The organism is Bacillus sp. PSXD-155, assembly GCF_049310765.1.
GTDB classification, from domain to species: domain Bacteria; phylum Bacillota; class Bacilli; order Bacillales; family Bacillaceae_G; genus Bacillus_A; species Bacillus_A cereus.
In genome coordinates, this window is record NZ_JBMOWC010000001.1 from 14,560 (window position 1) to 40,075 (window position 25,516).

The following is a 25,516-nucleotide window of genomic DNA, read 5'->3' on the forward strand; positions in this document are numbered from 1 at the left end:
ATCATTTCCTTACATCTTGTATACTTTTATACATAAAGTCCATTGCTTCTGTAACTTTTGTCCCAGGATTAGATCCAAATAAATCAGGTGGCAAAATAACTACGCGGTTTTGTTTTACTGCATCTAAATTTTTCCACGCTTCATTTTTCATCATTTCGCCTTCGAATGCTTTTTTCACACTTTTTGGATCTCCGTGTGTAATTAAATAAATGACATCTGGATTCGCCTCAATAATACGTTCTACACTTAGCTGTGCATATTGCGGATATTCTTTCGTTTCTGGAAAATCAGAAGCAATATTTTTCCCGCCTGTTTTTTCTAAAACATCACCTGATAAAGATGTTGGTAATGCCGCTAAATAAGTACCTGGTGCGCCATACACTAGCAATGCTTTCACATCGCTCTTTTTCTCATATTTCTTCATTTGATCATTGATTTTTTGATTAAGTTCTTTTGCTTTATCTTCTTTCTTCATTACCGTTCCATATAATTCAATATTCTTTTGAATATCTTGTACAGAATTCGCAGAAGAAATGATTACTTTCGTTCCCTGTCCTTCAACCGTTGGCACATTCTTTTGGAATTCATTGTTAGCAACAAGTACATCGGGCTTTAAACTAGCAATTTGCTCAAAGTTCGGTTGATGTGCATTCCCGATTACTTTTGCTTTCTTTAACTCCTCTGGAAGAGTTAATTTCGTATCCGGACGACCTACTACTTTTCCACCTAAAGCATGAATAATATCCATGTCTCCCATACTTAATGTTGCAAAACTTTCTGGTACTTTATCGAATGTTACCTTTCTCCCTGACAGGTCGGTAATTTCGATTTTTTCTTTTCCTTTTTCTGTTTTGGTTGCAGACGCTTTCTCGTCCCCTTTGGCACTGCAACCTATTAACAAGAAAAAAATAGATAAAATCGCTGTAAATAGCGTAATAGATTTTTTCATTCCTTCACCTCTAATTGATAATGATAATCATTAACTACCATTCTACTTTAATTGATAAGGATTATCATTGTCAACATGAAACGCATACATTTTTCTACAAAAAACAAAAAGCGCGACAAAAAGATTCTTTCTTTTCGCCGCGCTCTAGTTAACAATATTATTCACATTCGTTTTCCTCTAACTGGTCACGCATCACTTTCACACGCTGAAAGAAAAAGAACGATAAACTTAAAAATATAACGATGCTCCCCATCATAACAAAAAATTGGATTGTCTCTTTTGCTCCATCCGGAATCAACAAGCCAACCATTAACAATGTACTTACAGCGAGAAGAATTTGTCCAAACCGAGTATAATCTTCTATTTTTCCTTGTAATTCTTTCATTATATTCTCACTCCTCCATTTCACTTTATCATATTCTATGAAACTGAAAGACCAGTAAATACAGCCATTCTGGGAGATGTTTTCCAACAAAAAAAGAGCCGCTTTCTGCGGCTCTTTTTTAATCATTATTCACCTTTATATGCTTCCATATAAATTTCTTTCAGCTCTGAAATAAGCGGTAACTTTGGATTAGCAGTTGTACATTGATCTTCAAAAGCTCTTTCTGCTAATACTCCAACAACCTCTTCAAATTGCTCTTTATCTACCCCTTGTCCTGCAATACTCATATTAATATTTAAGCTTTTTCCAAGCTCAATAATTGCTTTGACGAGTGATTCCACACCTTCTGCTACTGAGCTTGCTGGAAGCCCGAGCATTCTCGCAATATGTGCATAGCGTTCATCTGCTACAAAGTGCTCATATTTTGGGAACAATGCGTGTTTTCTTGGCTTAATAGCATTATAGCGGACTACATGCGGCATAAGAATTGCATTTGCACGTCCGTGCGGAATATGGAATTCTGGACCAATTTTATGTGCTAAGCTGTGATTAATACCTAGAAAAGCATTTGCAAATGCCATCCCTGCAATTGCAGAAGCGTTATGCATTTTTTCCCGTGCTTCTTCATCATTTCCATCTTTATATGCTCTCGGTAAATATTTGAATACGAGATCAATAGCTTTTAATGCTAATCCATCTGTATAGTCATTTGCCATAACAGACACATACGCCTCAATTGCATGTGTTAAAACATCCATACCAGTATCTGCTGTTACATGTGGTGGTACTGTCATTACAAATTGTGGATCAACAATTGCTACATCTGGTGTTAATTCATAATCTGCGAGCGGATACTTTATATTATTTTTCTTATCTGTAATAACCGCAAATGGTGTCACTTCTGATCCTGTTCCTGATGTTGTTGGAATCGCAACAAACTGCGCCTTATTTCCTAATTCCGAATATTTACATGTACGTTTTCTTATATCTAAAAACTTCTGTTTAATGCCATAGAATGTCGTTTCTGGATGCTCATAGAATAACCACATTCCTTTTGCTGCATCCATAGCTGAACCACCACCAAGTGCGATAATTACATCTGGCTTAAAGCTTCTCATCATTTCCGCACCTTTAAAGACAGTTTCATCTGATGGATCTGGTTCGACCTCAAAGAAAACTTCAATTTTCACATCATTTGCATGCTTGTTTAAATAGTGCGTGACTGTATCCACATAGCCATGTTCAACCATTCCAGGATCCGTTACAATAAATGCACGTGAAATGTTAGGCATATTTGCTAAATACGCTGTAGCATGTTTTTCAAAATAAATTTTTGGCGGCAATTTGAACCACTGCATATTCTTTTTTCTATTTGCCAGCCTTTTTATATTTAATAAATGAGTCGCTGTTACATTTTGGGAAACTGAATTTTTTCCGTAAGAACCACAACCAAGTGTAAGTGATGGAATAAATCCGTTATATATATCCCCTATTCCACCTTGTGATGAAGGTGCATTTACAATGAGACGGCAAGCTTTCATACGTAATCCAAATTGCTTTTGCACTTCTTTATTTGTAGAATGAATAACTGCTGAATGTCCTAAACCACCGAGGTTCAACATTTCTTCGCAATATGTAAATCCTTTTTCTAATGAATTCGCCTTCACACAGGCTAATACTGGGCTCAGTTTCTCACGAGATAACGGGTATGCTGCTCCAATACCTTGAATTTCAGCTACAAGCATTTTTGTATGTTCAGGAACAGTAATCCCAACTAATTCGGCAATATACTGTGCTGATTTTCCTACAATATCACTATTTACTGAACATGTATTTTCATTTATAACGAGCTTTTCTAATTTTTTTCTTTCTTCTTCTGTTACAAAGTAACAATTGTTTTCGATCATTTCTGTTTTAACATCATCATAGATTTCTTTATCGACAATGATTGCTTGTTCCGATGCACAAATCATACCGTTATCAAATGTTTTCGATAAAATTAAATCATTAACAGCTCGTTTTACATGTGCTGATTTTTCTATATAACACGGTACATTACCAGGACCTACACCTAGCGCTGGTTTTCCAGTAGAGTAAGCTGATTTCACCATACCAGCGCCTCCAGTTGCTAGAACGAGTGCCACACCCTCATGGTTCATTAATTGTTTCGTCGCTTCGACAGACGGTCTTTCAATCCATTGAATACAATGTTTTGGTGCACCAGCTTTCATTGCTGCATCATATACGGTTTTCGCTGCTGCCACCGAACAATTTTGTGCAGAAGGATGAAATGCGAAAATAATTGGATTTCTCGTTTTTATCGCAATCAACGCTTTAAACATTGTTGTCGACGTTGGATTCGTTACTGGTGTTACCCCAGCTACTACACCGACAGGTTCTGCAATTTCTATTATTTCTTCATGAGGATCTTCGTGAATAATTCCTACCGTTTTATCTTGCTTTATACTATGCCAAATATATTCAGTGGCAAAAATATTTTTAATGCATTTGTCTTCATAGACACCACGGCCTGTTTCTTCAACAGCCAATTTTGCAAGTGGCATATGTTGATCAACACCTGCTAATGCCATTTCATGAACAATGTTGTCAATCTGCTCTTGTGTAAAACTTTCTAATGCTTGTAAAGCTTGTTGACCGTTATTTACTAACGTATCAATCATCTCTTTTACCTCTTGCATTTCATTGACAACTTTCTCTTTGACTACCATGTAAATTTCCTCCTATTCTGTTATCACGGTCTTTATAAGTCCCTACAGGTCATAATAAGTCCCGATTAGCGAAAAAAAATAGAGTTACCGTCCTACATGAATCCCATTGTTTGTGAAACATTTCACAAGTTTACTCGTGAATAACATTTCATGAATTCAATATACATGAAATCATTTCATTTGTGTATGTCTAATTTGTGAAATATTTCACAAATTAACATAATAAAAATGCACTGCTCCACATTAGCAGTGCATTTTTTATTACGCTAGCGCTTGTGCTAAATCTTCAATTAAATCTTCACCATCTTCAATACCGACAGAAATACGAATTAATGTATCTGTAATTCCTAATTCTTTACGGCGATCCGCTGGGATTGATGCATGTGTCATTTGAGATGGGATAGAAATTAAACTTTCTACTGCTCCTAAGCTTTCAGCAAGTGTAAAGTATTGCAGTTTCTCAAGTACTTTATTTAATGTTTCCTCACTATCTACATCAAACGAAATAATAGCACCAAATCCATTTGCTTGTTCTGTTGCTAATTCATGGTTTTGATGTGATTCAAGACCTGGGTAATATACTTTATTTACTTTTGGATGATTATTTAAGAATTCAGCAATAGCGCGTGAATTCGTTTCATGTTCTTCCATACGAATTCCTAATGTTTTTAAACCGCGAAGTAGTAAGAAGCTATCTTGTGGTCCAAGAATACCTCCTGTTGAGTTTTGTACAAAGTGAAGGTCTTCTGCTAGTTGTGGGCTATTTACCACTACTAGACCTGCAACTACGTCACTATGACCTCCTAAATATTTCGTTGCACTATGAAGTACAATGTCTGCTCCTAAAGAAATCGGCGACTGCCAATATGGCGTCATGAATGTATTATCAATAATTGTTAATAAATCTTTCTCTTTAGCAAGAGTAGATATTTTCTTAATATCAGTAATTTTTAGTAATGGGTTCGTTGGTGTTTCCACATAGATCGCTTTCGTATTTGGACGAATTGCTTCTACAACTTCCTCTAAGTTTGTTGTGTCTACAAATGTATGTTCAATACCGAAGCGGTTTAATACTTTCGTAATAACACGATACGTTCCACCATAAACATCATCTGTTAAAATAACGTGGTCACCTTTTGAGAACAACATAATTGTCGCTGTAATAGCAGCCATTCCAGAACCGAATGCAAATCCAGCATGACCATTTTCTAATACAGCAATCATTTCTTCTAAAGCTGCACGTGTTGGGTTACCTGTACGTGAATATTCATATCCTTGATGCTTACCAACCGCTTCTTGTTTGTACGTACTTGTTTGATAGATCGGTACGTTTACAGATCCAGTTGAAGGTTCTCCTATGCGAATACCATGAATTAACTTTGTCTTTGCTCTCATTTTTTATTCCCATCCTTTGTATATGTCTTTACTTAAATAGCGCTCACTACTATCAGGAAAAATGGTTACAATATTTGTACCTGGTGCTGCCTTCTCTGCCTCAAGTAAACTCGCATGAAATGCTGCTCCTGAAGAGCTCCCAACGAGAAGTCCTTCTTTTTGCGCTAATTCTTTCACTCGTAAAAATGCATTTCGATCAGAAATCGTATGAATTTCATCAAAATAAGATGTCTTCAAAAATGGCGGGATAAATTCCAGTCCAATTCCTTCGGTCTCATGTGAACCAGCCTTACCACCATTTAAAATAGATCCTTCTGGCTCTACGATAACTGTTTTAATATCTATATTTTTTTCTTTCAAATAAGATGCAGTCCCCATAAACGTACCGCCAGTTCCTGCTCCAGCAACAAATATGTTAATCTCTCCATTCAGTGCATCCCAAAGTTCAGGACCTAGTGTTTTGAAATAAGCACGCGGGTTTGCTTCATTCGCAAACTGACTTGGAGAGTATGAATTCGGTATTTCATTTACTAATTCTTTTGCTTTTGCAATTGCACCGGTCATTCCTTGCTCAGTCGGTGTATGGACGACCGTTGCACCTAGTGCTTTCATTAATTCTTGTTTTTCAATACTAAATTTCTCTGGTACACAAACGATAACACGTAAATCATGTTCTAATGCTGCAAGTGCCAGTCCAATACCAGTATTCCCAGCAGTCGGTTCAATAATTGTTCCACCTTGGGTAACAAGCCCTTTTTCTAGCGCATCTTCGATTAATTCTCTTCCTAAACGATCCTTAACGCTTCCGCCTGGGTTATAAAATTCAAGCTTTGCAAATAAGCGGACCCCTTTCGGAAGTGAAAAACGAGTAATTTCTACAATTGGTGTATGACCAATTAACTCATGAACTCCACGATATACATTCATCGTGTTCTCCCCCTTGTTTGCCAATAAAGAAAAGGCAACTGTATGTATTTTCTTTATATGAGACAGTTGCCTTTTTGTTACATTACTTTAACTCTTCTAACACTTTTACGATAAAGTTTGTAGAATGAAGAGCTGCTTGATCTAAAAACTGATCAAATGAAACATTTGATTCTTTACCAGCAATATCAGAAAGTGCGCGAATGATAACAAACGGAACTTCATATTGGTGGCATACTTGTGCGACAGCTGCTGCTTCCATTTCTACCGCATAAAGATTTTCAAATTTATCACGGATGGCTGCAACGCGGTTCGGATCACTCATAAATGAATCGCCTGTTGCAATCATGCCTTTTACAACTTGAATATTTTCTTCAGTTTGCATACATTTCTCAGCTAATGCAACTAACGCCTCATCAGCTTTAAATCCAGGCGGCATTCCTGGTACTTGACCATATTCATAGTTAAATGCTGTTACATCTACGTCATGGTGACGAACTTCAGTGGAAATAACTACATCACCAACGTTTAGAGAATGATGGAATCCACCAGCTGAACCAGTATTAATTACTTTTTCAGGCTTATATTTTTCTAATAAAATTGTCGTTGACATCGCTGCGTTTACTTTACCAATACCAGACTTTAACAAGATTACTTCATGTCCTGCTAATAGTCCTTTCGTAAATTCACAACCTGCAACCGTTTCTGTCTCTGCTTGTTCTAATTTGTCACGTAAAATACGTACTTCTTCTTCCATTGCTCCAATTACAGCAATTCTCAATCTAATCCCTCTTTCTATTGCTTAGTTGCCTCCATTACCCAAACGAAATGATTTAATCTCGTAAACGTTACATGGAAGCCATTGTTTTCAAAAATAGTCTGCATAACTGGAATACGTGTATAGTATTCCGTTTGCAAATCGTTTGCTAACTGGTGAAAACCTCTTTGTTTTGCTGTTTCAACAGTTTTATCATATGCATCTTGATCTGCAAATATCGTATCAGCAAACACTATTTTACCACCTTTGTTTAGCAATTGACTATACTTCGCAACCGCTACATTTTTTTCATCATCTGTTAAATGATGAAATGCATAGGTGCTTACAATGGTATCAATTGAATTTGGGACTTCAAACGAAAGAAAATCACCTTCTGTAATCGAAAATTCTTTTGGCAATTTCTCTTTTGCAATCATACGCATTTCACGCGACGGTTCTATACCGTAAACTGTGCGGCCAGCAAGTAATAATTTATTTGTTAAATTACCTGTACCGACACCAAATTCTAATACATTACCAAATGACTTGTTAACTACATCCTCTAGAATATCCTCATAATGGGCGAAAACTTCTTTATATTGTATATCTTCGCCTTGTACGAATGAGTCGTACGTATGAGCCCACTCATCAAATAAACCATTAAATTCTGTGCCCATAAAAATTCCCCTTTTTCTTATCGGTTTTATCAGTATGATATTCCCTCTTTCTAAAAATGTCAATTGAAATGTACATGGTATTTCCTTCTTTTCTTTGTTACACTATAGTTGATTACATAGGAGAGGGGCCGTCTTCATGTCATTTACCTTTGAAATGTTAGAAGATAAAGTAGAATTTTTTGAAGCGGGAGACTTAGCTTCTTTAGAACGAAAAATTAGTGAACAAATCGATAATACTAAAGCACTTATGCTTGAAGTTCATCACATCTCACATCAAATGGTTATGGATCCTGAAAGCAAAAGACCGTATTATAGCGCGGTTGTTCATTTTAAATTAAAGAAATTGCGTTAACTAAAAAAGAGAAGCTCCTAAGGAGCTTCTCTTTTTTAGTTTAGAGTTTGAACAAGTACTGGTTTCCAGCCCTCATTGTCTACCCAATCAATATTTACGTAATATCTTTTTCCACTTTGCTTATCTTGAACGTCACCATAAGCTTTACTCTTTCCAGTTTTGTCTCTTCCAACAAAATGGAATACTAATTGCTCCTTCGGTACTTCAATACCTGCAGCAATTGCACTTTGCATCTCATTCCAATCTGATGACCCCTGTTTAAACGTCATCGCTGGTGATGAACCTTGTTCTGTTCCTACAGCTTTCCAAGAAGGTTTTGTATAAGCCTCTTTTGCCTTGGATACAGTTTTTTCAGCTGATACTTTCTCGTTAGCTTTCGCTTCTTCTTCAGCTTTTTTCTTTTCTTCCTCAGCCTTTAACTTCTCTTCTTCAGCTTTTTGCTTAGCTTCTGCTTGCTCTTTTTCTTTTTCTTTTTTCTTAGCAGATTCTTTATCTTCTGATTTTCCAGCTTTCTCATTCTTTGTTGTTTGTTGAGAGACTTTCTTATCAGTAGAAGATGCTTGCTCTTTCGTACTAGGAACGAACAATTGATATGCTACAATAGCTACTAATAGTAATACAATAGCGATTGCAATATTTAAAACACCGTTTTGACGACGTTTTTGTTGTTTCTGTTGGAATCTTGATCCTCCTGCCATTCTCCAAACCTCCATGCAGTTTTTCCTAATTGCTATTGTAACATTAAATCTAGAAAGGTTGAACATTTACAATGATATTTTCATGAAATGAAAACAATTCACTATAAATTGCAAGATTACTTTTCATTCTCCAATTGATAGATTGCTCCTACCATATCTTTAAAAATAGGTGTGACTTTATTCACTTTGTTATCAGTCTCTAGATCAACAACAACTAAAGCATATCTTGGGTTCTCATACGGAAAATAACCTGCAAACCAGCGATTCACCCTCGTCCCTTTCCCAGTTTGCGCTGTCCCCGATTTTCCAGCGACACTGAGCGGCAACGAACGGAATGCCGTTCCTGTTCCTTTCTCCCTTGTTACAACGCCTCTTAATAACTCTTGTAATGTTTTCACTGTTTCATACGAAAGCTGTTTTCCATGTAACGTATGGTTCTCAAATGTAAAAAAATCCGCTCCATTTTTATATACTATTTTTTCAACAGCTTTCACTTCCATTTTTTCTCCATTCCTAGCAATCGTCGCCATCATATTTGCAATTGCTAGAGGTGATATACGTACATCTTTCTGTCCAATCGCTGTTTGCTCTACCGCTTTTTTACTATTTTTGTTTTCTTCATTCCCCCAAATAGTAGTGCCTTTTTCTTCTGGCATTTGCTCGAAATGAGGTGTATGAAATACAGAACCTTTCCATCCAACCTTTTCATTTGCTCCTAAAGCTGCTACGTATGTTTCTAGCACCGTCCTATCCTTTTGTAATAGCTCGTTACCTAACTCGGAAAATGTCCTGTTACAGCTCCTAGCAAAGCTCTCTTTGAAGTTAAGTGTACCCATCATAACTTGTGGGTCGTTTTCACCATATAAATCTTTATTACAATTAAATGTCCGATTAAACAAATTTACTTTTTGATCAATGACTGCAGCTGCAACTACTGTTTTAAAAACAGAGCCTGGAAAATGCGGCGTTAACATTTGATTTTCAAGTGTAGTCTTATATAAATTCTTATCTCTTACTTGTAAAGACGGCTTACTGACCATCGCTAATATTTCATTTGTCTTTACATCAAGTAATACTAATCCCCCCTTCTTTATTTCATTTGCTTCAATCACTTCTTCTGCTTTTTGCTGCAACCCTTTATGTAAAGTAGTTTGAATCCTAACTGGGTAAAATGGATTTCCTGGTGAAGTATATTTCGCTTGCTTTCCGAAAATTGGTTCTCCTTGCCGATCTACTTGATACAATACTTTTGCCTCTCCATCAGTCAATAAAAATTCATCAAAAGATTGCTGTAATCCTGAAATACCTATCGGCGTTTGTTTTGAAATTTTTTTCACTTCTCCATATCGCTTTTGAAATTCTCTTTCGTTCTCCCCTACATCACCAATTAAATGATTTATCTCCCCAGTTTGTTTTAATCGCACTTCAGCTGCTACAATACCTAATACATGTAATTGATTCACCTTCTCCATCTGCTCTCGTGTCACTCGAAATGGAGCAGTTTCCCCTTGCAGTATAAATGCATTTTTTTTATTTTTCATTTGTCTTCTGATCTCTTGTCTCGACACACCAATGATATGCGCGATTTTCTCTAACATGTCATTTTTTATTTGTAAAAATGGAAAAACAATTAAAACAGGATACTTTTCCTCACCTATTTCTTTACCACTACGATCTATAAACTGCCCACGCCCATCGTCTACTGCAATGGATTGCGTACGTTGCGTAACACTTTTTTCAATTAAATTTATTTTGCGATCAGTAAATGATTCTGTATCTATAATTTGGATTTGAATTAAACGACAAAGCAATAAAAACATAATGCCCATAAAATAAATTAAAACAATTGTAATTCTCCGTTTTATTTTCATAAAAAAACACCTCGTCTATTATAGTTTGGACGGAGTGTTTCATCTTTTATACAAATAAAAAAATCACTCGTTTTTACACGAGTGATTTTTTTATTATTTTACAGAGACAATCTCTACTTGCATTTCTCCGCCTGGTGTTTGGATTGTTACTTTCTCACCAATTTGCTTACCTAATAAGCTTTTTGCGATTGGAGAATCGTTAGAAATTCTTCCTTCAAATGGATCAGCTTCCGCACTACCTACGATTGTGTACGCTTCTTCATCTCCATTTGGTAATTCTTTAAATGTTACTGTTTTACCTAATGTAACAACAGTAGATACTTCGCCATTATCTTTAATGATAACTGCGTTACGAATCATATTTTCTAATTGTGTAATACGTCCTTCTACGAACGCTTGCTCATCTTTTGCTGCATCGTACTCAGAGTTCTCAGAAAGGTCCCCGAAGCTACGTGCGATTTTAATACGTTCCACTACTTCTTTACGTCTTACTGTTTTTAATTGCTCAAGTTCGTTCTCTAGTTTTTGCTTACCCTCTTGCGTCATAGGGTATGTTTTTTCTGTTGACATATTTTCCACTCCTTTTATATACCAATCCCCCGAAAAAAAGAGGAGTTCCATATGAAAACTCCTCCGCTTCCATTGTTAGCGGAGGTTTCTAGTACCCTTGCACTAGCGGAGTTGTCACATACAACCCCGTATTTCCAATTCTTCTTTATATAAAGAAGATATGTATGGAAAGTTGATATAAATATGCCCTCACCTATATATAGATGAGGTTGCATGTTTCATTGTATTCGATGGGAAGGGAAAAAATCCCTTCCTACCGTATATCTTTTACTATGCTATTACAAATTTACTTTTTGTTCAAGAATTGTTGCAATTTTTGTCACCATAATATCAATTGCAACATGGTTTTGTCCACCTTCAGGGATAATAATATCCGCAAACTTCTTAGAAGGCTCAATAAATTGATTGTGCATTGGACGTACAACAGCTACGTACTGATCAATAACTGAATCCATCGTACGACCGCGCTCTTTAATATCACGCTGCATGCGGCGCAGAATACGAAGGTCAGCATCTGTATCAACGAATAACTTAATGTCCATCAACTCACAAAGACGTGGGTCTTCTAAAATAAGAATTCCTTCTAAAATAATTACATCTTTCGGCTCAACTGGAATAATTTCTTCTGAACGCGTATGCAATGTATAGTCATATACAGGCTTATCAATTTGCTCATATGCAAGCAACTGCTGCAAATGTTCAATTAACAGATCATTATCAAACGCAAGCGGATGATCATAATTTGTTTTTAAACGCTCTTCCATTGGTAAATGGCTTTGATCTTTGTAATAATAATCTTGCTCCAAGATTAAAATGGAATGACCTTTAAAATGGTCAAAAATCGCTTTCGTTACACTTGTTTTTCCTGATCCTGAACCACCAGCGATTCCAATTACAACAGGCTTATTCGTCCCCATTCGACTACCACTCTTTCTTATTGAAGTATGCTTTTGCGCATCATATTATTCACATACACTGGTTGATCCACTTTGAATTTCACGATTTGCAACGGATGTCTCGCTGCATCTAATTCGTTTCCATCCTCATCCCAAATTTTCTCCACCGTCTGCGTAAAGTTTTCTATTTCTGGTCCAAAGAACTCCACTTCATGTCCTGGTTTGAAATGATTACGTTGCTCAAGCGTTACGATGCCCGTTTCTTCATTATAATCTAACACTAAACCAGCAAAATCATACGTTGTTTTCTTACTATGATTTCCAAACATTTGCTCTTGATGTCCTGGAACCCCTTCAAAGAATGCAGGAGCTGTATCACGATTTGCACATTTATCAAGCTCATCTAACCATTCTTGTTTAAACTCAAAGTTATCCGGATCCGCACAATAAGCATCAATTACTTTACGATATACAGTTGCTACAGTCGCTACGTAATGGATTGATTTCATACGTCCTTCTACCTTTAAACTATCGATTCCAATTTCAATCATTTTCGGAATTGATAAAATTAAATTTAAATCTTTTGGACTCATCGCAAAGTGAGCATCTTCTTCTTGGAATAGAGGAAGCTCTTTTGCATCTTTATGTTGTGATACTGTTTGAACTAAATCATAATCCCAGCGGCAAGATTGGCAACAACCGCCACGATTAGAGTCACGCGCTGTCATATGGTTACTTAGTGTACATCTTCCTGAATATGCGATACACATTGCACCATGGACGAATGCTTCAATTTCAATATCCACTTTGTCTTTAATTTCTTTCATTTCTTCATAGCTTGCTTCACGAGCTAATACAAGACGATGTAAACCTTCTTCTTTCCAATACTGTGCTGCTTTCCAGTTGGATAGTGATTGCTGTGTGCTTAAATGCACCTCAACAGAAGGCGCTACACGTTTACACGTCTCAATGATAAGCGGATCAGCAACGATAATTCCCGTTACGCCAGCTTTTTCAATCCCTTTTAAATATTCCTCTAGCCCGTCCATATTTTCATTATGTGCGAAAATATTTGTTGTTACATATATTTTCGCTCCATATTTCTTTGCAAATTCAACGCCTTCTGCCATATCTTCCAGCGTAAAGTTACCTGCATTCGAACGAAGACCAAATTCTTGTCCACCTAAATATACAGCATCTGCCCCATAATGGATAGCTACTTTTAATTTTTCTAAGTTACCCGCAGGGATTAACAGTTCAGGTTTCTTCACAATAACGCGCTTGCCATCGATCACTCGTGAAATTTCTTGTACAGTCATTTCCTACACCCTCCTCGTTTAGTAAACCGTTTCTTTAAAGAAGAATCCTGTGTCTAACGGACGATTTACTGGTTGCATTTCTTCTATTTCTTTATATAGAGCATCTTTCACGTCATAATACGCATCACGATCTTCTACGCATAAATCAATCGCTTGACGATATTTCTTCGTTACTTCAATAATGTATTCAGAACTTTTTAGTACACCATCGATTTTTAAGCTGTCAACTTCAGCTTCGATTAGTTCCTCTAATTCATCGATGAAACAAATATCGTTCGGACTCATAATATGAGTACCATTTTCATCTTCATAGATTGGATATTTATTATTACGCTCTGGGTCATATAAGAACATATTCTCTTCATATTTTTTCTTTTCAATGTCAAGATTACGTCCTTGATACTCAAAGTAGTTTCCTACTAATGAACGCTTCGATTGGAACATACAAGTCATACCGTGAATTTGTACTTCTAGTTCCACTTCAGCATTTTCTTTTAAATCAACAATTTCATCTAAGCTCAGCTCACGAGCTAATACAGCACGCTTCGCTCCTCTTTGGCCCCAGTAATTACAAGTGAACCAATTCGTTGCTGTCGTTTCTGTATTCCAGTGCAACTGCATATTTGGCGCTACTTCGCGAACAGCCATTAATACTGCTGGATCTCCGAAAACAATTGCATCTACATTTACTTCATTTAAAAATGAAACGTAATCTGTTAATTCTTCTACTTTATCGTTGTGGAACATAGCGTTCATTGCTACGTATACTTTCACACCATTTTCATGCGCAATCTTCACAGTTTGTTTTACATCTTCACGTGAAAACTCCCCTGCTAAACGTAAACCAAACTTTTGCTCACCGATCATTACCGCATCTGCTCCTGCTTTCGCAAGAAGTTCGATATCCGCCACCGCTCTTGGCGTTACTAACAATTCAGGTTTCTTCATACCTTGGTCACCCTCTCTTTTTACTAACAGCTACTCCATCACCAATTGGGAAAATCGTTGTATCATATCCTTCATGGTTCATAAGCCACTCATTGTACGTCTTAATACGACGGATTAAACCACGTGTACGTCTGTTTTCAATCTTCTCTTTTGTCGTTACAAGACCATGGTACATAACATTATCTGAAATAATTACGCCACCAGGATTTAATAACGGTTCATATAAGTCAAAAAAGCGACGATACTGTCCTTTTGCTGCATCAATAAAAATAACGTCAAATGTCCCGTGTTCTTTTACTTGTTCATCTGTCTCTAACGCATCACCGTAAATAACTGAAATACGATCTGTTACTGGGGAACGTTCTATATATTCAAGTGCTTTTTCATATCGCTCACGATTGCGCTCAACTGTCACAATACGTGAATTTGGAATAGCTTGCATCATACGAATACTAGAATAACCGATTGCTGTTCCAAGTTCTAAAATGCTTTTCGGTCCAATTAAACGTAAAAATTGCAGCATAAATTCCATTCCAAGTCGATCCATAATCGGCACATGATTTTCTGTTGCATATTCTTCCATTTCAAGAATTAATTTATCTTTCGGATCAATAAATGATAATAGGTACTCGTTAACTGCATCCTCCATAAATGGTCCTCCTTATTTACATGGAGAAGTGCCTCTATGACGTCTTTTCCCACATAGAATGCAATAAAAATACAAGCCAGCTTTACCCTTAGCTTGTACGTCCCGTTTTGATATTAAAAACGATTCTTCTGCCAGTTTTTAACCCGATATATTTTACCACAAAAAAGAGGGATGTGCGACTTTTTTCGCTATCCCTCCCCATTTCACTGTTTTTTCGTAATGTATTTTTGCTTTAATGCATTATGCTCTTCTAATGTTTTCGCATAGTACACTTCACCACTTGGTGCAGCTAAGAAATAATAATAATCTGTTTGCGCAGGTTCTAACGCAGCTTCCACTGAATGTTTACCAGAGTTTGCGATCGGCCCTACCGGCAATCCTTTTACAACATACGTATTGTACGGTGAGTTGACCTTTAAATCTTCGTATAATACACGTTGTTTATGCTTTCCAAGTGCATATAATACCGTTGGATCCGTTTGAAGCGGCATACCTTTTGCTAAACGATTATAAAAGACACTAGAGATCTTTTGACGATCTGTAAAACCAGTTGCCTCTTCTTCAATAAGTGAAGATAATGTTAAAAGCTGATGAACATCCCAATTCTTCGCTTTCATTTTCGCCTCATTTTGAACAATGATTGCATTTGTTTTCTCAAGCATCGGAATTACAATTTCTTCTAACGTTGTATCTTTCTTATAAAACGAATACGTTGCAGGATATAAATAACCTTCTAATGGGTATTTAATATTACTATCAAAGATTTTATCCGTTAATAACTTCGGATACTTTTGCTGCATTTTTTGAATAAATGCTTTATCGTTTAATTGACGCGTAACATCATCTTTATTCCACTTTAGTTCTGTCGCAATCGTTTCTGCAATTTCAGTTACTTGCGCCCCTTCTTTAATCGTCACTTTATAAAGAGCTGGACGATGCACGTTGCCAGATGACATTTGTTCGATCACATCTTCAGCATTCATTGAAGGGTTTAATAAATATGTACCTGCTTGTAAACTTTTCGATTTAGCCTTTGTATAAAAACTAAAAACTGTACCGTTTTTTACAGCGCCTTTTTCTTCTAAAATTTCTCCAATTTTACTTGTAGATAATCCTTTCGGAATTTCTACTTCAATCTCTTTTTTATTCCCGCTATCAACTGGTCCTAATGCGGATGAAATATACGCATAGACTGAACCACAAACTAAAAGCAGTGCAATAATCGAAAATAAAAAGATGCGTCTACGCTTCTTTTTCACTTGATTCTCTATCAAAACATTTCCTCCTTACTTAATTGTAGACCGTATGTACACCTTTCTATACAGCACGATGTAAAAACGCAACAAATTCACTTATCTTTTTTTAATAGACACTTTATTTTTCTACAATCCGTCTCATTATACTACAAAGACTTACACAGTTTCGACAAAAAATCTTTCATTTTACATATAAATACAAAAAAAGATGGACTGTATGTCGTCCATCTTTTCAGTACTTATTATTCAGCTTCTTGCTCATCAGCAAGAGTGTTGAACATTTCTTGTACCATTTCCCACTCTTCTTCAGATTCGATTGGAAGTAAGCTTCCGCCCTCTTCTTCATTTTGCTCATAAGCCATTGCATCATAAATTGGGTCTCCATCTTCGTCTACTTCACCGATTGGAGAGAAGACTACATATGATTTTTTACCAAATTTTTCAGCATCAAAAGTGAAAATAATTTCACATAAATGTTCGTTACCTTTTTCGTCTACAATTGTAATTTGATTTTCTTCCATTTTGGTCACCTCTTATTTACTATCTAAAAATCCTTGTAAGATTACGACTGCAGCCATCTTATCGATTACTTGTTTTCGCTTCTTACGACTTACATCAGCTGAAATGAGTAGACGTTCCGCTGCCATCGTTGACAAACGCTCGTCCCACATTACAACGTCTAATTGTAACAGCTCTCGTAGGTTTTCTGCAAATTGTTGGCACGCTTCACCACGTGGGCCAATTGTACCATTCATATTTTTAGGTAAACCTACTACTATTTTATCCACATTGTACTGCTTTACTAACTCAGAAATACGATCAAAACCAAAGTGACCTCGTTCTTCGTTAATCTTAATTGTTTCTAATCCTTGTGCTGTCCAGCCCATTTCGTCGCTAATTGCAACTCCGACTGTTTTTGTACCTACATCTAAACCTAATATCCGCATAAACTACTCCTCACGATGATGTTTCAAGTAAGACTTCACAAGCTCTTCAATAATCTCATCACGTTCAAGCTTGCGAACGATGCTACGTGCATCTTTATGGCGAGGTATGTATGCTGGGTCTCCACTTAATAAATAACCGACGATTTGGTTAATCGGATTATAGCCTTTTTCTTGAAGTGCATCATACACAGTTAAAAGTACATCATTTACATGGACACTCTGTTTTTCATCTTGAATGCTAAACTTCATTGTTTTATCAAAACCGTCCATTTCAAGCACCTCACTTATATAGTAAGTATAGGGAGAAGAACTTCTCCTCTCCCTACCATTGTACACTACTATCTCTTTATTTTGAAACAGATTTAACGTACTCTTGTACAAATGCTAAAGCTTCTTCGACTTGAGCTGGGTTTTTTCCGCCTGCTTGTGCCATATCAGGACGGCCACCACCGCCACCGCCGCAACGAGAAGCTACTTCTTTCACAAGTTTACCAGCATGGTAACCTTGGCCAATTAAGTCTTTCGTTACACCTGCTAGGATATTTACTTTATCGTCATTAACAGACACTAATACAACAACTGCCGACTCTAATTTATTTTTTAGATCATCCATCATCGTACGTAAGTTGTTCATATCTGCGACATTTACTTTCGCTGCTAATACATTCACACCATCAACTGTCATTACAGAATCAGTTAAGTTTCCAGCTTCGATATTGCTTAATTTCGCAGCAAGAGATTCATTTTCTTTTTGCAGTTGTTTTACTTCGGCAAATAGACCATCAACTCTTGTTAAAATATCTTTCGGATTTGTTTTCATTTTTCCTGCTGCTTCTTTTAATAAACCTACTTGATCGTTCATTAATTCGTATGCAGACTTACCAGTTACTGCTTCAATACGACGAGTTCCTGCACCGATACCAGACTCAGCAACGATTTTGAAAATACCGATAGAAGCTGTATTATCAACGTGACAACCACCACAAAGCTCTAAGCTGTAATCGCCAACTTGTACAACGCGTACAACATCACCGTATTTTTCACCGAATAATGCCATTGCGCCCATTTCTTTCGCTTCTTCGATTGCTTTTTGAGAAATCTCAACATCAATACTTTCCCAAATTTTCTCGTTTACCATACGCTCAATTTTTTCTAATTCGTCAGCTTGTACTTGACCGAAGTGAGAGAAGTCAAAGCGTAAACGTTCAGAAGTTACAAGAGAACCTGCTTGGTTAACGTGTGTTCCAAGTACATCTTTTAATGCTTGGTGTAGTAAGTGAGTTGCTGTATGATTTTTCACAACGCTACTACGGTTTTTCGTATCGATAATAGCTTTCACAGCCGCATCTTTCGTTAATGTACCTTCTTCAACAACAACTTTGTGTAAGTTTTGACCATTTGGTGCTTTTTGCACGTCTTTTACAAGAACTTTCACGCCATCAGCAAGAAGGTAACCACGGTCTGCAATTTGTCCACCGCTCTCAGCATAGAATGGTGTTACATCAAGCATTAATTGTCCTTCTTCACCAGCTTGTAAGCTGTCTGTGTATTCGCCGTTTTTCACAAGTGCAACAACGTTACTTTCTGTTGCAACTGTACCGTAACCAACGAACTCACTCGCTACTTTAACTTCTCCAAGTACACCGCCTTGAACTTGCATTGAGTCAACGTCTTGACGAGCAGCACGTGCACGCTCACGTTGTTTTTCCATTTCATTTTCGAAGCCTTCTTGGTCAACTGTCATACCAGCTTCTTCTGCATATTCTTCTGTTAATTCGATTGGGAAACCGTATGTGTCATATAGACGGAACGCATCTACTCCAGAAATAACAGTTGTTTTTTCTTCTTTTGCTTTTGTAATAACTTCAGCTAAAATTGCTTCACCATCATGAAGTGTTTCATGGAAACGCTCTTCTTCGTTTTTCACAACTTTCGCAATGAAATCTTTCTTTTCAAGTACTTCTGGATAGAAGTCTTTCATTACTTCTCCAACAACCGGTACTAATTCAAACATGAATGGACGGTTAATGTTTAATTTCTTCGAATAACGAACAGCGCGGCGTAATAAACGACGTAATACATAACCACGGCCTTCGTTAGAAGGAAGAGCACCGTCACCAACAGCAAATGTTACTGTACGGATATGGTCAGCAATTACTTTAAATGCCATATCTTTTTCTAAATCGCCATTACGATATTTCTCACCAGAAATTGATTCTGTTGCACCAATCATCGGCATGAATAGATCTGTATCAAAGTTCGTAGGCACATCTTGAACGATAGATGTCATACGTTCTAGACCCATCCCTGTATCAATGTTTTTCTTAGGAAGTGGTGTATATGAACCATCTGGATTATGATTAAATTGAGAGAATACAAGGTTCCATACTTCTAAGTAACGCTCGTTTTCTCCGCCTGGATATAATTCTGGGTCACTAAAGTCATTACCGTAAGCTTCTCCGCGGTCATAGAAAATCTCTGTATTCGGTCCACTTGGTCCTTCACCGATATCCCAGAAGTTTTCTTCTAAGCGGATAATACGCTCTTTTGGAACGCCCATTTTCTCATTCCAAATTGTGAATGCTTCTTCATCTTCTGGATGGATTGTAACTGATAGTAATTCTTTATCGAATCCGATCCATTTGTCGCTCGTTAAGAATTCCCAAGCCCATGTAATTGCTTCTTCTTTGAAGTAATCACCAATTGAGAAGTTTCCTAACATTTCAAAGAATGTATGGTGACGAGCTGTTTTCCCTACGTTTTCAATATCGTTTGTACGAATTGATTTTTGAGCATTTGTAATACGTGGATTTTGTGGGATTACACGTCCATCAAAATATTTTTTTAATGTTGCTACACCACTATTAATCCATAGAAGAGATGGATCTTCATGTGGAACTAGTGATGCACTAGGTTCTACTGCATGTCCTTTTTCTTGGAAAAAGTCTAAAAACATTTGACGAATTTGTGCGCCTGTTAGTTGTTTCATTGTATTTTCCTCCTTAAATATAAAAAACTCCCGCCCCTATAAAAGGGACGAGAGTTAACTCGCGATACCACCCTAATTATGAATTGACTACAATAACAATCAATTCATCACCTCATGGTGCCGTAACGTGGCAAGACGGCAGTGATTAGCTGCTCTCAGGATTAGCTTTCTGTTACCCTTCATTTAAAGCTTCTTTCAGCCATATGGAAGCTTCTCTCTATAAATGGACTGTAACGTACTTGTTCCGTCATTGATTTAATGTATTATATGACTAAATATAATAGAATTCTCTTAAGTTTGTCAATGTAGATAATCATTTATATTGTATTAATCGCTTATTAATCATAGGTATTCTACTATTCATTCTTAACAGCCTTTTCATATATTATGCAGTTCATTAATAAATCGTACTATTTTCATAAAAACATCCGCATAAACTTTTCTGAATATTGTATTTTTGTTACAATTAAATTATTAATAACACAGGAGCGATTACTATGGCAACCTTATTGAATAAAGCTAAAAACATATTAACGACTAACGAAACAATATTGTTTTACGCAGCATGTTCATTAGACATATTTATTTATCGTTCCGTCGCAAGGCCAGGATTGCTAATTTTAACGAACAAAAGACTATTCTTTTACAGGCCAGATGTAAGTAAGAATCCAATATTTGAAGAATACTCTTTCGGAAAAATTTCTAATCTAAAAGAAAAAAAACGTCTTTTCAACAATCAAATTATATTTATGTATGATAACGAATGGAAAAAAATAAAACATATTCAAACAAATGATGTGAACTCCCTCGTTCAAAAGATACACGAGCAGCTTTCTAAATAAATATATGATTAGCCCTCTATTTCTTACATAGAGGGCTTCTATACTTACACATTTTCTTTTTTCAAGAGAGGTCTCACATGAACAATGACAGTACGAATAACTGCTAAAATCGGAACCGATATTAGTAACCCTACAATACCAGCTACTTCCCCCCCAACTAGTAATGCAAGCATAATAATAACAGGATGCATACGAAGTGACTTACCAACAATGTAAGGCGATAAAATGTTACTTTCCACAAATTGCAAAATAGCAATCGTAATCCCCGCCTTAATAAGTAAACTCGTTGATACTGTTGCTGCAATCATTAACGTCGGGATCGCTCCTAAAATAGGACCAAAGTACGGGATTATATCCGTTACCCCAATAATAATGCCAAGCAATAATGGATATTTCATACCGATAAACCAAAAAGAAAGAGCTGATACTCCCCCTAATACTAAACAAACAAATAACTGTCCTCGAATATAACTTCCAAGTGACTTATCAATTTCTTTCGCAAGCATTTGCCCCATACCTCGCCATTTACTTGGGACTAGTTTCCAAAAGATATGATAAAACTCACCATAATCTTTTAATATGTAAAATACAATGAACGGTATTAAGAAAATAATGAGCAATGAATCGAGTACACCACGAGCTGTACTCATCACTTTATTTAAAAGCGCTTGAATCTTCGTTTCCACACCCACAAAAAGTTGTTTCACCTTTTCATGAATGAACGAAGGGAAATTCGCTGTTTGTTCTGTAACGCCATCCATCCACGAATCGTACATCTTTGTAAACTGCGGAAATTGTTCATTAATCTCTTGTAACTGTTTAATAACGACTGGTGTTCCTTTATAAATCCCATAACCAATTCCGCCGAAGAAAAGGATATAAATGAGCAAAATGGCAAGTGTACGGGGCATCCCTTCCTTATGAATTTTTTCAATTAAAGGGTGCAATAAATACGCAATAAAACAGGCGATAAGAAACGGCGTAATTGCTACTTTAAATACAAAAATAATCGGTGCCCATAGTGGCTTAATTTTTAAAAAGACGAGCAAACAAAGAAAAACAAGTAACAATAATCCTAAACGATATATCCAAATGATTTTAAGATTCTTCACATGAAAAACCTCCTCCACCTTTATTTTGAAAATAAATGGGTTAGGTTATGTGTGAAACTTTTAAAATCTTTTCATACGGACCATACTGTTTTTTAAAGACGTACATATAAATAACATAACAAGGACAACCACCCCTGAGAATACAGCATGAAATAATGTAATCAGGAGGGCTAATTATGGTTTTGTTTATGCTTGGATTATCAGCACTTTTTATGATTCTTGAATGGATTTGTATCGGCTTTGGTATTTGGAAGGGGTTCTTTATTCGTTCCTCACGTAAAGAAAAAGCGAAGCAATTATGGCAGTATGGAATACTTGGCGTTGGCTGTTACGGTTTATCTTATCTTTTCTCAGAAATTGGACTTTTTTATTTGCATATGAGTGCATAAAAAAACTCCCTTGTCTATAAGGGAGTTTTTCACTTTATCGAAATGATTATAAGTAAGACTTAATCATCTTACGTGCTTTTTTCATATTGCGTTTTGAAAATACATCTTGCTTACGAGCATATTGATATGCTGCAGCTCCAACACCTAATGCGATTAATGAATTGCGTAGATTCAAAGTAAATCCCCCTTTTCGTTATCCGATCGTTCTTTCATTCTCATCAAATAAATCATCAAGAGAGCTTAATGAACCATCTTCCTCAACTTGATGCGTATGGATTTTCCCCTTTGAAACCGATAATTCGATATAACAATTCCAGCAATAAAATTGGTTGACACCTATTTTTCCAATGTCTTTCCCTTTGCAATTTGGACAAATGAACATATGGCTTTCATCTCCTTACAGTCTCCCAGATTCTATTCGCCATTATGTCCAAACCGCATTCATTTATACATTGCTGGAGCCTTTCAACGCTATGCGTTTGAAAGTTTCACTATATAATTTCACCTTGTTACATGAAATCATACGGTGAAATGTTTTCCACGTCCATTTCCTCGCCATTAACTGTGACCATCTGTACTTCTCCTTGTGATTCCTGCAAGCGACTAGCTAAAGTTGTTTGACGCATTGCATCATCAAGGCGATTTACACCAGATTGGAAAGCTACTTCCTCTCCGCAAATAATAAGGAACTTCTTACTTCTTGTAATGCCCGTGTAAATTAAATTACGGCGTAACATACGGTTGTAACTTTTCACAATCGGCATAATAACAATCGGAAATTCACTACCTTGTGATTTATGAATGGAACAACAATATGCATGTGTAATTTGATTTAAATCCGGCTTTGTATACGTTACCTCAATTCCATCAAATGAAACGATAATCATATCTTGTTGCTCGACGTTTTCTTTCGCATAAAACACCGAAACAATTTCTCCGATATCACCATTAAACACTTGGCTCTCCGGCTGATTAACAAGTTGCAGTACTTTATCGCCTCTTCGGTATACAACATCACCGTACTGGATTTCTTTACTCTTTTCCCTTTTCGGGTTAAATACTTGTTGCAGCGCTTCGTTTAATACATTAATACCAGCAGGCCCGCGGTACATCGGTGCTAATACTTGAACATCCCTTGCACTAAAGCCTTTTGTTTTAGCGTTTTCGCAAACTTTTTTCACAACCTCAACAATTTGAGCCCCTGTACAGCTGATAAACGAACGATCTTTTTTATTTTGCGCTAAATCTGGTGGGAGTGTGCCGTCTTTGATCGCATGGGCAAGTTGAATAACAGATGAGCCTTCTGCTTGACGATAAATCTCAGTAAGCTTCACTGTCGGAACTGCACCTGCATTTAATAAATCTTTTAATACTTGTCCAGGTCCTACAGATGGCAACTGATCTTCATCACCTACAACGATAACTTGAATATTCGTTGGTAGCGACTTAAATAGCTGATTTGCGAGCCAAATATCAACCATTGAAAATTCATCGATAATAAGGAGCTTACCTTGGACAGGATCCGTTTCATTACGCTGGAAAGATCCTTCTGGCGTCCAGCCAAGCAAACGGTGAATTGTGCAAGCTGGAAGTCCTGTCGATTCACTCATCCGCTTCGCTGCTCTTCCTGTTGGAGCTGTTAATAGTATTGGAAATGGATTATCATCACTGTATTCATTCGGATTTAACGATAATCCGTGAAGTGACGCATACATTTCAACAATCCCTTTAATAACGGTTGTTTTTCCTGTTCCTGGTCCACCTGTTAATAACATCATCGGTTTATGAAGTGCCGTTTGAATCGCTTCTTGCTGAAACGGTGCATATTGTACATTCAACTGTTCTTCAATTTCACCTAATGTTTTTAACACTTCTGCTTCAGGAAATGAAGGTGTTTCCTCTTGATTCATCAATCGACGAATAGACTTTACAACACCTTTTTCAGAGTAGAATAAAGTTGCTAAATACACTCGTTCTTCTTCTATGATGACTTTCCCTTCACTTTGCATCGTTTCAATACAACCTATAATATCTTCTTCAGTCACTCTTCCTTCTTGATTGTTTAAAAGTGACATCGTTTCTCTTACAAGTTGATCTTTCCTCATATAAACGTGACCAAGTTGCAATGAGACATTCTCTAATGTGTAAAAACATCCCGCTCGTACACGGTCGTCGTGATTACCCGATATCCCTAACGCACGCCCTATATCATCCGCTCGTCCAAAACCAATCCCGTCCACTTCTTCAATAAGTTGATACGGATTATTACGAATCACTTCTAATGTCATCTCTTTATATTGCTGGTAAATCTTAATAGAAAGTTTCGTTCCAAAACCGTAACCATTTAAAAAGCTCATTACTTTCTCTAATCCTTGATGTTCAACAATCGTCTCATATATTTCCTGAGCCTTTTGTTTGTTAACAACACCATTTAACGCCTCAGGGTCATCCATAATTTTAGAAATAGCATGTTCCCCGAGATGATCCACAATTTTTTCCGCTGTACGCTTTCCTATCCCTTTAAATAAATCACTCGCTAAATATTGCACCATACCTGCTTTTGTTTGCGGCAATTCTTTTTTAAATGTTTCAACCATATATTGTTTTCCATACTTTGGATGGTCCTTAAAGTGACCTGTCAATGTAAACACTTCATCTTCATGCATGCGGGGAAAATGACCGTTTATCATTACTTTCTTTTCGTCATACGTTTCATTCGTTTCAATGACTTTCATACTGACAACGGAATAGAGGTTTTCTTCGTTGTGGAAAATGGTATGAAGAACTTGCGCTTTTATAAATTTTTTCTCTTCCTCAAACAAATCCATTGCATGTTGATTTCCCATCTTTCCTCTCCTTTCC

26 protein-coding genes and 1 other annotated feature are annotated in these 25,516 nt (G+C 36.7%); of the genes, 3 read left to right on the forward strand and 23 right to left on the reverse strand.

The annotated features are described in order from the left end of the window. Position 1 precedes the first annotated feature (1 nt). The 7 genes from ACO6VI_RS00085 to ACO6VI_RS00115 all read right to left on the reverse strand — a co-directional run bounded on the left by ACO6VI_RS00085 (position 2) and on the right by ACO6VI_RS00115 (position 7,816). Positions 2-949: an ABC transporter substrate-binding protein gene (locus ACO6VI_RS00085; RefSeq protein ID WP_098355902.1), complete on the reverse strand. Its 948-nt coding sequence runs from the start codon at positions 947-949 to the stop codon at positions 2-4. Between the two features lie 157 nt (positions 950-1,106). Beyond that, entirely contained in the window at positions 1,107-1,334 is a 228-nt protein-coding gene (locus ACO6VI_RS00090; protein ID WP_000661454.1) for a YrhC family protein, read from the reverse strand. A 125-nt stretch (positions 1,335-1,459) separates the two neighbouring features. Beyond that, complete coding sequence (adhE, locus tag ACO6VI_RS00095; protein ID WP_161520065.1) at positions 1,460-4,063, reverse strand: bifunctional acetaldehyde-CoA/alcohol dehydrogenase; 2,604 nt, start codon at positions 4,061-4,063, stop codon at positions 1,460-1,462. Between the two features lie 261 nt (positions 4,064-4,324). After that, positions 4,325-5,458: a bifunctional cystathionine gamma-lyase/homocysteine desulfhydrase gene (locus ACO6VI_RS00100; protein ID WP_001201921.1), complete on the reverse strand. Its 1,134-nt coding sequence runs from the start codon at positions 5,456-5,458 to the stop codon at positions 4,325-4,327. A 3-nt stretch (positions 5,459-5,461) separates the two neighbouring features. Beyond that, positions 5,462-6,385, reverse strand: a complete 924-nt coding sequence (locus tag ACO6VI_RS00105) for an O-acetylserine dependent cystathionine beta-synthase (RefSeq protein ID WP_001103877.1) — start codon at positions 6,383-6,385, stop codon at positions 5,462-5,464. Positions 6,386-6,467: 82 nt separating this feature from the next. Then, positions 6,468-7,163, reverse strand: a complete 696-nt coding sequence (gene mtnN, locus ACO6VI_RS00110; protein ID WP_001217027.1) for a 5'-methylthioadenosine/S-adenosylhomocysteine nucleosidase — start codon at positions 7,161-7,163, stop codon at positions 6,468-6,470. 14 nt (positions 7,164-7,177) lie between these two features. After that, the gene (locus tag ACO6VI_RS00115; protein WP_000536323.1) at positions 7,178-7,816 is read right to left on the reverse strand and encodes a class I SAM-dependent DNA methyltransferase; all 639 of its coding nucleotides are present in this window, start codon (positions 7,814-7,816) and stop codon (positions 7,178-7,180) included. 136 nt (positions 7,817-7,952) lie between these two features. Between ACO6VI_RS00115 and ACO6VI_RS00120 the strand changes: the two genes are divergently transcribed. Continuing rightward, positions 7,953-8,168: a YrzA family protein gene (locus ACO6VI_RS00120; RefSeq protein ID WP_161520064.1), complete on the forward strand. Its 216-nt coding sequence runs from the start codon at positions 7,953-7,955 to the stop codon at positions 8,166-8,168. A gap of 35 nt (positions 8,169-8,203) precedes the next feature. Here the strand turns inward: ACO6VI_RS00120 and ACO6VI_RS00125 are convergent, their stop codons facing one another. From ACO6VI_RS00125 to alaS, 12 genes are all read right to left on the reverse strand, one after another. After that, on the reverse strand, positions 8,204-8,866 hold the full coding sequence (locus ACO6VI_RS00125) for a YrrS family protein (RefSeq protein ID WP_000897094.1): 663 nt from the start codon (positions 8,864-8,866) through the stop codon (positions 8,204-8,206). Positions 8,867-8,982: 116 nt separating this feature from the next. Beyond that, on the reverse strand, positions 8,983-10,737 hold the full coding sequence (locus ACO6VI_RS00130; RefSeq protein ID WP_161520063.1) for a peptidoglycan D,D-transpeptidase FtsI family protein: 1,755 nt from the start codon (positions 10,735-10,737) through the stop codon (positions 8,983-8,985). Positions 10,738-10,830: 93 nt separating this feature from the next. Further along, a complete protein-coding gene (greA, locus tag ACO6VI_RS00135) occupies positions 10,831-11,307 on the reverse strand; it encodes a transcription elongation factor GreA (RefSeq protein WP_014894880.1) in 477 nt (158 codons plus the stop codon). A gap of 278 nt (positions 11,308-11,585) precedes the next feature. Next, positions 11,586-12,224: a uridine kinase gene (gene udk / locus ACO6VI_RS00140; RefSeq protein WP_161520062.1), complete on the reverse strand. Its 639-nt coding sequence runs from the start codon at positions 12,222-12,224 to the stop codon at positions 11,586-11,588. A 17-nt stretch (positions 12,225-12,241) separates the two neighbouring features. Continuing rightward, entirely contained in the window at positions 12,242-13,522 is a 1,281-nt protein-coding gene (locus tag ACO6VI_RS00145; RefSeq protein WP_000217961.1) for a peptidase U32 family protein, read from the reverse strand. An 18-nt stretch (positions 13,523-13,540) separates the two neighbouring features. After that, positions 13,541-14,470: a peptidase U32 family protein gene (locus ACO6VI_RS00150; RefSeq protein WP_000742793.1), complete on the reverse strand. Its 930-nt coding sequence runs from the start codon at positions 14,468-14,470 to the stop codon at positions 13,541-13,543. Positions 14,471-14,477: 7 nt separating this feature from the next. Next, on the reverse strand, positions 14,478-15,119 hold the full coding sequence (locus ACO6VI_RS00155; protein ID WP_161520061.1) for an O-methyltransferase: 642 nt from the start codon (positions 15,117-15,119) through the stop codon (positions 14,478-14,480). Between the two features lie 203 nt (positions 15,120-15,322). Next, the gene (gene mltG / locus ACO6VI_RS00160) at positions 15,323-16,393 is read right to left on the reverse strand and encodes an endolytic transglycosylase MltG (protein WP_161520060.1); all 1,071 of its coding nucleotides are present in this window, start codon (positions 16,391-16,393) and stop codon (positions 15,323-15,325) included. Positions 16,394-16,617: 224 nt separating this feature from the next. Next, positions 16,618-16,896, reverse strand: coding sequence for a DUF1292 domain-containing protein (locus ACO6VI_RS00165; protein WP_000392245.1), 279 nt, complete (start codon positions 16,894-16,896; stop codon positions 16,618-16,620). A gap of 12 nt (positions 16,897-16,908) precedes the next feature. Continuing rightward, the gene (gene ruvX / locus ACO6VI_RS00170) at positions 16,909-17,322 is read right to left on the reverse strand and encodes a Holliday junction resolvase RuvX (RefSeq protein WP_001221193.1); all 414 of its coding nucleotides are present in this window, start codon (positions 17,320-17,322) and stop codon (positions 16,909-16,911) included. 3 nt (positions 17,323-17,325) lie between these two features. Beyond that, positions 17,326-17,592, reverse strand: a complete 267-nt coding sequence (locus ACO6VI_RS00175; protein WP_000348591.1) for an IreB family regulatory phosphoprotein — start codon at positions 17,590-17,592, stop codon at positions 17,326-17,328. Positions 17,593-17,668: 76 nt separating this feature from the next. Next, on the reverse strand, positions 17,669-20,311 hold the full coding sequence (alaS, locus tag ACO6VI_RS00180; RefSeq protein WP_071713644.1) for an alanine--tRNA ligase: 2,643 nt from the start codon (positions 20,309-20,311) through the stop codon (positions 17,669-17,671). Between the two features lie 40 nt (positions 20,312-20,351). Next, positions 20,352-20,571: a binding site (T-box leader), on the reverse strand. A 237-nt stretch (positions 20,572-20,808) separates the two neighbouring features. Here alaS and ACO6VI_RS00185 point away from each other — a divergent pair. Beyond that, positions 20,809-21,153, forward strand: coding sequence for a PH domain-containing protein (locus ACO6VI_RS00185; RefSeq protein ID WP_161520059.1), 345 nt, complete (start codon positions 20,809-20,811; stop codon positions 21,151-21,153). A 44-nt stretch (positions 21,154-21,197) separates the two neighbouring features. Here the strand turns inward: ACO6VI_RS00185 and ACO6VI_RS00190 are convergent, their stop codons facing one another. Beyond that, positions 21,198-22,265 carry an AI-2E family transporter gene (locus ACO6VI_RS00190; protein WP_161520058.1) on the reverse strand — a complete coding sequence of 356 codons (1,068 nt, stop codon included), beginning with the start codon at positions 22,263-22,265 and terminating at the stop codon, positions 21,198-21,200. Between the two features lie 176 nt (positions 22,266-22,441). Between ACO6VI_RS00190 and ACO6VI_RS00195 the strand changes: the two genes are divergently transcribed. Beyond that, positions 22,442-22,654, forward strand: coding sequence for a hypothetical protein (locus ACO6VI_RS00195; RefSeq protein WP_000242539.1), 213 nt, complete (start codon positions 22,442-22,444; stop codon positions 22,652-22,654). A 46-nt stretch (positions 22,655-22,700) separates the two neighbouring features. Here the strand turns inward: ACO6VI_RS00195 and ACO6VI_RS00200 are convergent, their stop codons facing one another. The 3 genes from ACO6VI_RS00200 to ACO6VI_RS00210 form a co-directional block, all read right to left on the reverse strand. Further along, positions 22,701-22,829 (reverse strand): YrzQ family protein, encoded by a 129-nt coding sequence (locus ACO6VI_RS00200; protein WP_001053553.1) that lies wholly within the window; start codon positions 22,827-22,829, stop codon positions 22,701-22,703. An 18-nt stretch (positions 22,830-22,847) separates the two neighbouring features. Continuing rightward, a complete protein-coding gene (locus ACO6VI_RS00205) occupies positions 22,848-23,036 on the reverse strand; it encodes a hypothetical protein (RefSeq protein ID WP_000469281.1) in 189 nt (62 codons plus the stop codon). A gap of 127 nt (positions 23,037-23,163) precedes the next feature. Further along, positions 23,164-25,500 (reverse strand): ATP-dependent RecD-like DNA helicase, encoded by a 2,337-nt coding sequence (locus ACO6VI_RS00210; protein WP_000528080.1) that lies wholly within the window; start codon positions 25,498-25,500, stop codon positions 23,164-23,166. Between the last annotated feature and the right edge of the window lie 16 nt (positions 25,501-25,516).

What these genes read in the sequence shown, in the direction of transcription:
- ACO6VI_RS00085 (WP_098355902.1), bottom strand. Translation starts at nt 949, where the DNA reads ATGAAAAAATCTATTACGCTATTTACAGCGATTTTATCTATTTTTTTC.
- ACO6VI_RS00090 (WP_000661454.1), bottom strand. Translation starts at nt 1,334, where the DNA reads ATGAAAGAATTACAAGGAAAAATAGAAGATTATACTCGGTTTGGACAA.
- adhE (WP_161520065.1), bottom strand. Translation starts at nt 4,063, where the DNA reads ATGGTAGTCAAAGAGAAAGTTGTCAATGAAATGCAAGAGGTAAAAGAG.
- ACO6VI_RS00100 (WP_001201921.1), bottom strand. Translation starts at nt 5,458, where the DNA reads ATGAGAGCAAAGACAAAGTTAATTCATGGTATTCGCATAGGAGAACCT.
- ACO6VI_RS00105 (WP_001103877.1), bottom strand. Translation starts at nt 6,385, where the DNA reads ATGAATGTATATCGTGGAGTTCATGAGTTAATTGGTCATACACCAATT.
- ACO6VI_RS00115 (WP_000536323.1), bottom strand. Translation starts at nt 7,816, where the DNA reads ATGGGCACAGAATTTAATGGTTTATTTGATGAGTGGGCTCATACGTAC.
- ACO6VI_RS00120 (WP_161520064.1), top strand. Translation starts at nt 7,953, where the DNA reads ATGTCATTTACCTTTGAAATGTTAGAAGATAAAGTAGAATTTTTTGAA.
- ACO6VI_RS00125 (WP_000897094.1), bottom strand. Translation starts at nt 8,866, where the DNA reads ATGGCAGGAGGATCAAGATTCCAACAGAAACAACAAAAACGTCGTCAA.
- ACO6VI_RS00130 (WP_161520063.1), bottom strand. Translation starts at nt 10,737, where the DNA reads ATGAAAATAAAACGGAGAATTACAATTGTTTTAATTTATTTTATGGGC.
- greA (WP_014894880.1), bottom strand. Translation starts at nt 11,307, where the DNA reads ATGTCAACAGAAAAAACATACCCTATGACGCAAGAGGGTAAGCAAAAA.
- udk (WP_161520062.1), bottom strand. Translation starts at nt 12,224, where the DNA reads ATGGGGACGAATAAGCCTGTTGTAATTGGAATCGCTGGTGGTTCAGGA.
- ACO6VI_RS00145 (WP_000217961.1), bottom strand. Translation starts at nt 13,522, where the DNA reads ATGACTGTACAAGAAATTTCACGAGTGATCGATGGCAAGCGCGTTATT.
- ACO6VI_RS00150 (WP_000742793.1), bottom strand. Translation starts at nt 14,470, where the DNA reads ATGAAGAAACCTGAATTGTTAGTAACGCCAAGAGCGGTGGCGGATATC.
- ACO6VI_RS00155 (WP_161520061.1), bottom strand. Translation starts at nt 15,119, where the DNA reads ATGGAGGATGCAGTTAACGAGTACCTATTATCATTTATTGATCCGAAA.
- ACO6VI_RS00165 (WP_000392245.1), bottom strand. Translation starts at nt 16,896, where the DNA reads ATGGAAGAAAATCAAATTACAATTGTAGACGAAAAAGGTAACGAACAT.
- ruvX (WP_001221193.1), bottom strand. Translation starts at nt 17,322, where the DNA reads ATGCGGATATTAGGTTTAGATGTAGGTACAAAAACAGTCGGAGTTGCA.
- ACO6VI_RS00175 (WP_000348591.1), bottom strand. Translation starts at nt 17,592, where the DNA reads ATGGACGGTTTTGATAAAACAATGAAGTTTAGCATTCAAGATGAAAAA.
- alaS (WP_071713644.1), bottom strand. Translation starts at nt 20,311, where the DNA reads ATGAAACAACTAACAGGCGCACAAATTCGTCAAATGTTTTTAGACTTT.
- ACO6VI_RS00185 (WP_161520059.1), top strand. Translation starts at nt 20,809, where the DNA reads ATGGCAACCTTATTGAATAAAGCTAAAAACATATTAACGACTAACGAA.
- ACO6VI_RS00195 (WP_000242539.1), top strand. Translation starts at nt 22,442, where the DNA reads ATGGTTTTGTTTATGCTTGGATTATCAGCACTTTTTATGATTCTTGAA.
- ACO6VI_RS00205 (WP_000469281.1), bottom strand. Translation starts at nt 23,036, where the DNA reads ATGTTCATTTGTCCAAATTGCAAAGGGAAAGACATTGGAAAAATAGGT.
- ACO6VI_RS00210 (WP_000528080.1), bottom strand. Translation starts at nt 25,500, where the DNA reads ATGGGAAATCAACATGCAATGGATTTGTTTGAGGAAGAGAAAAAATTT.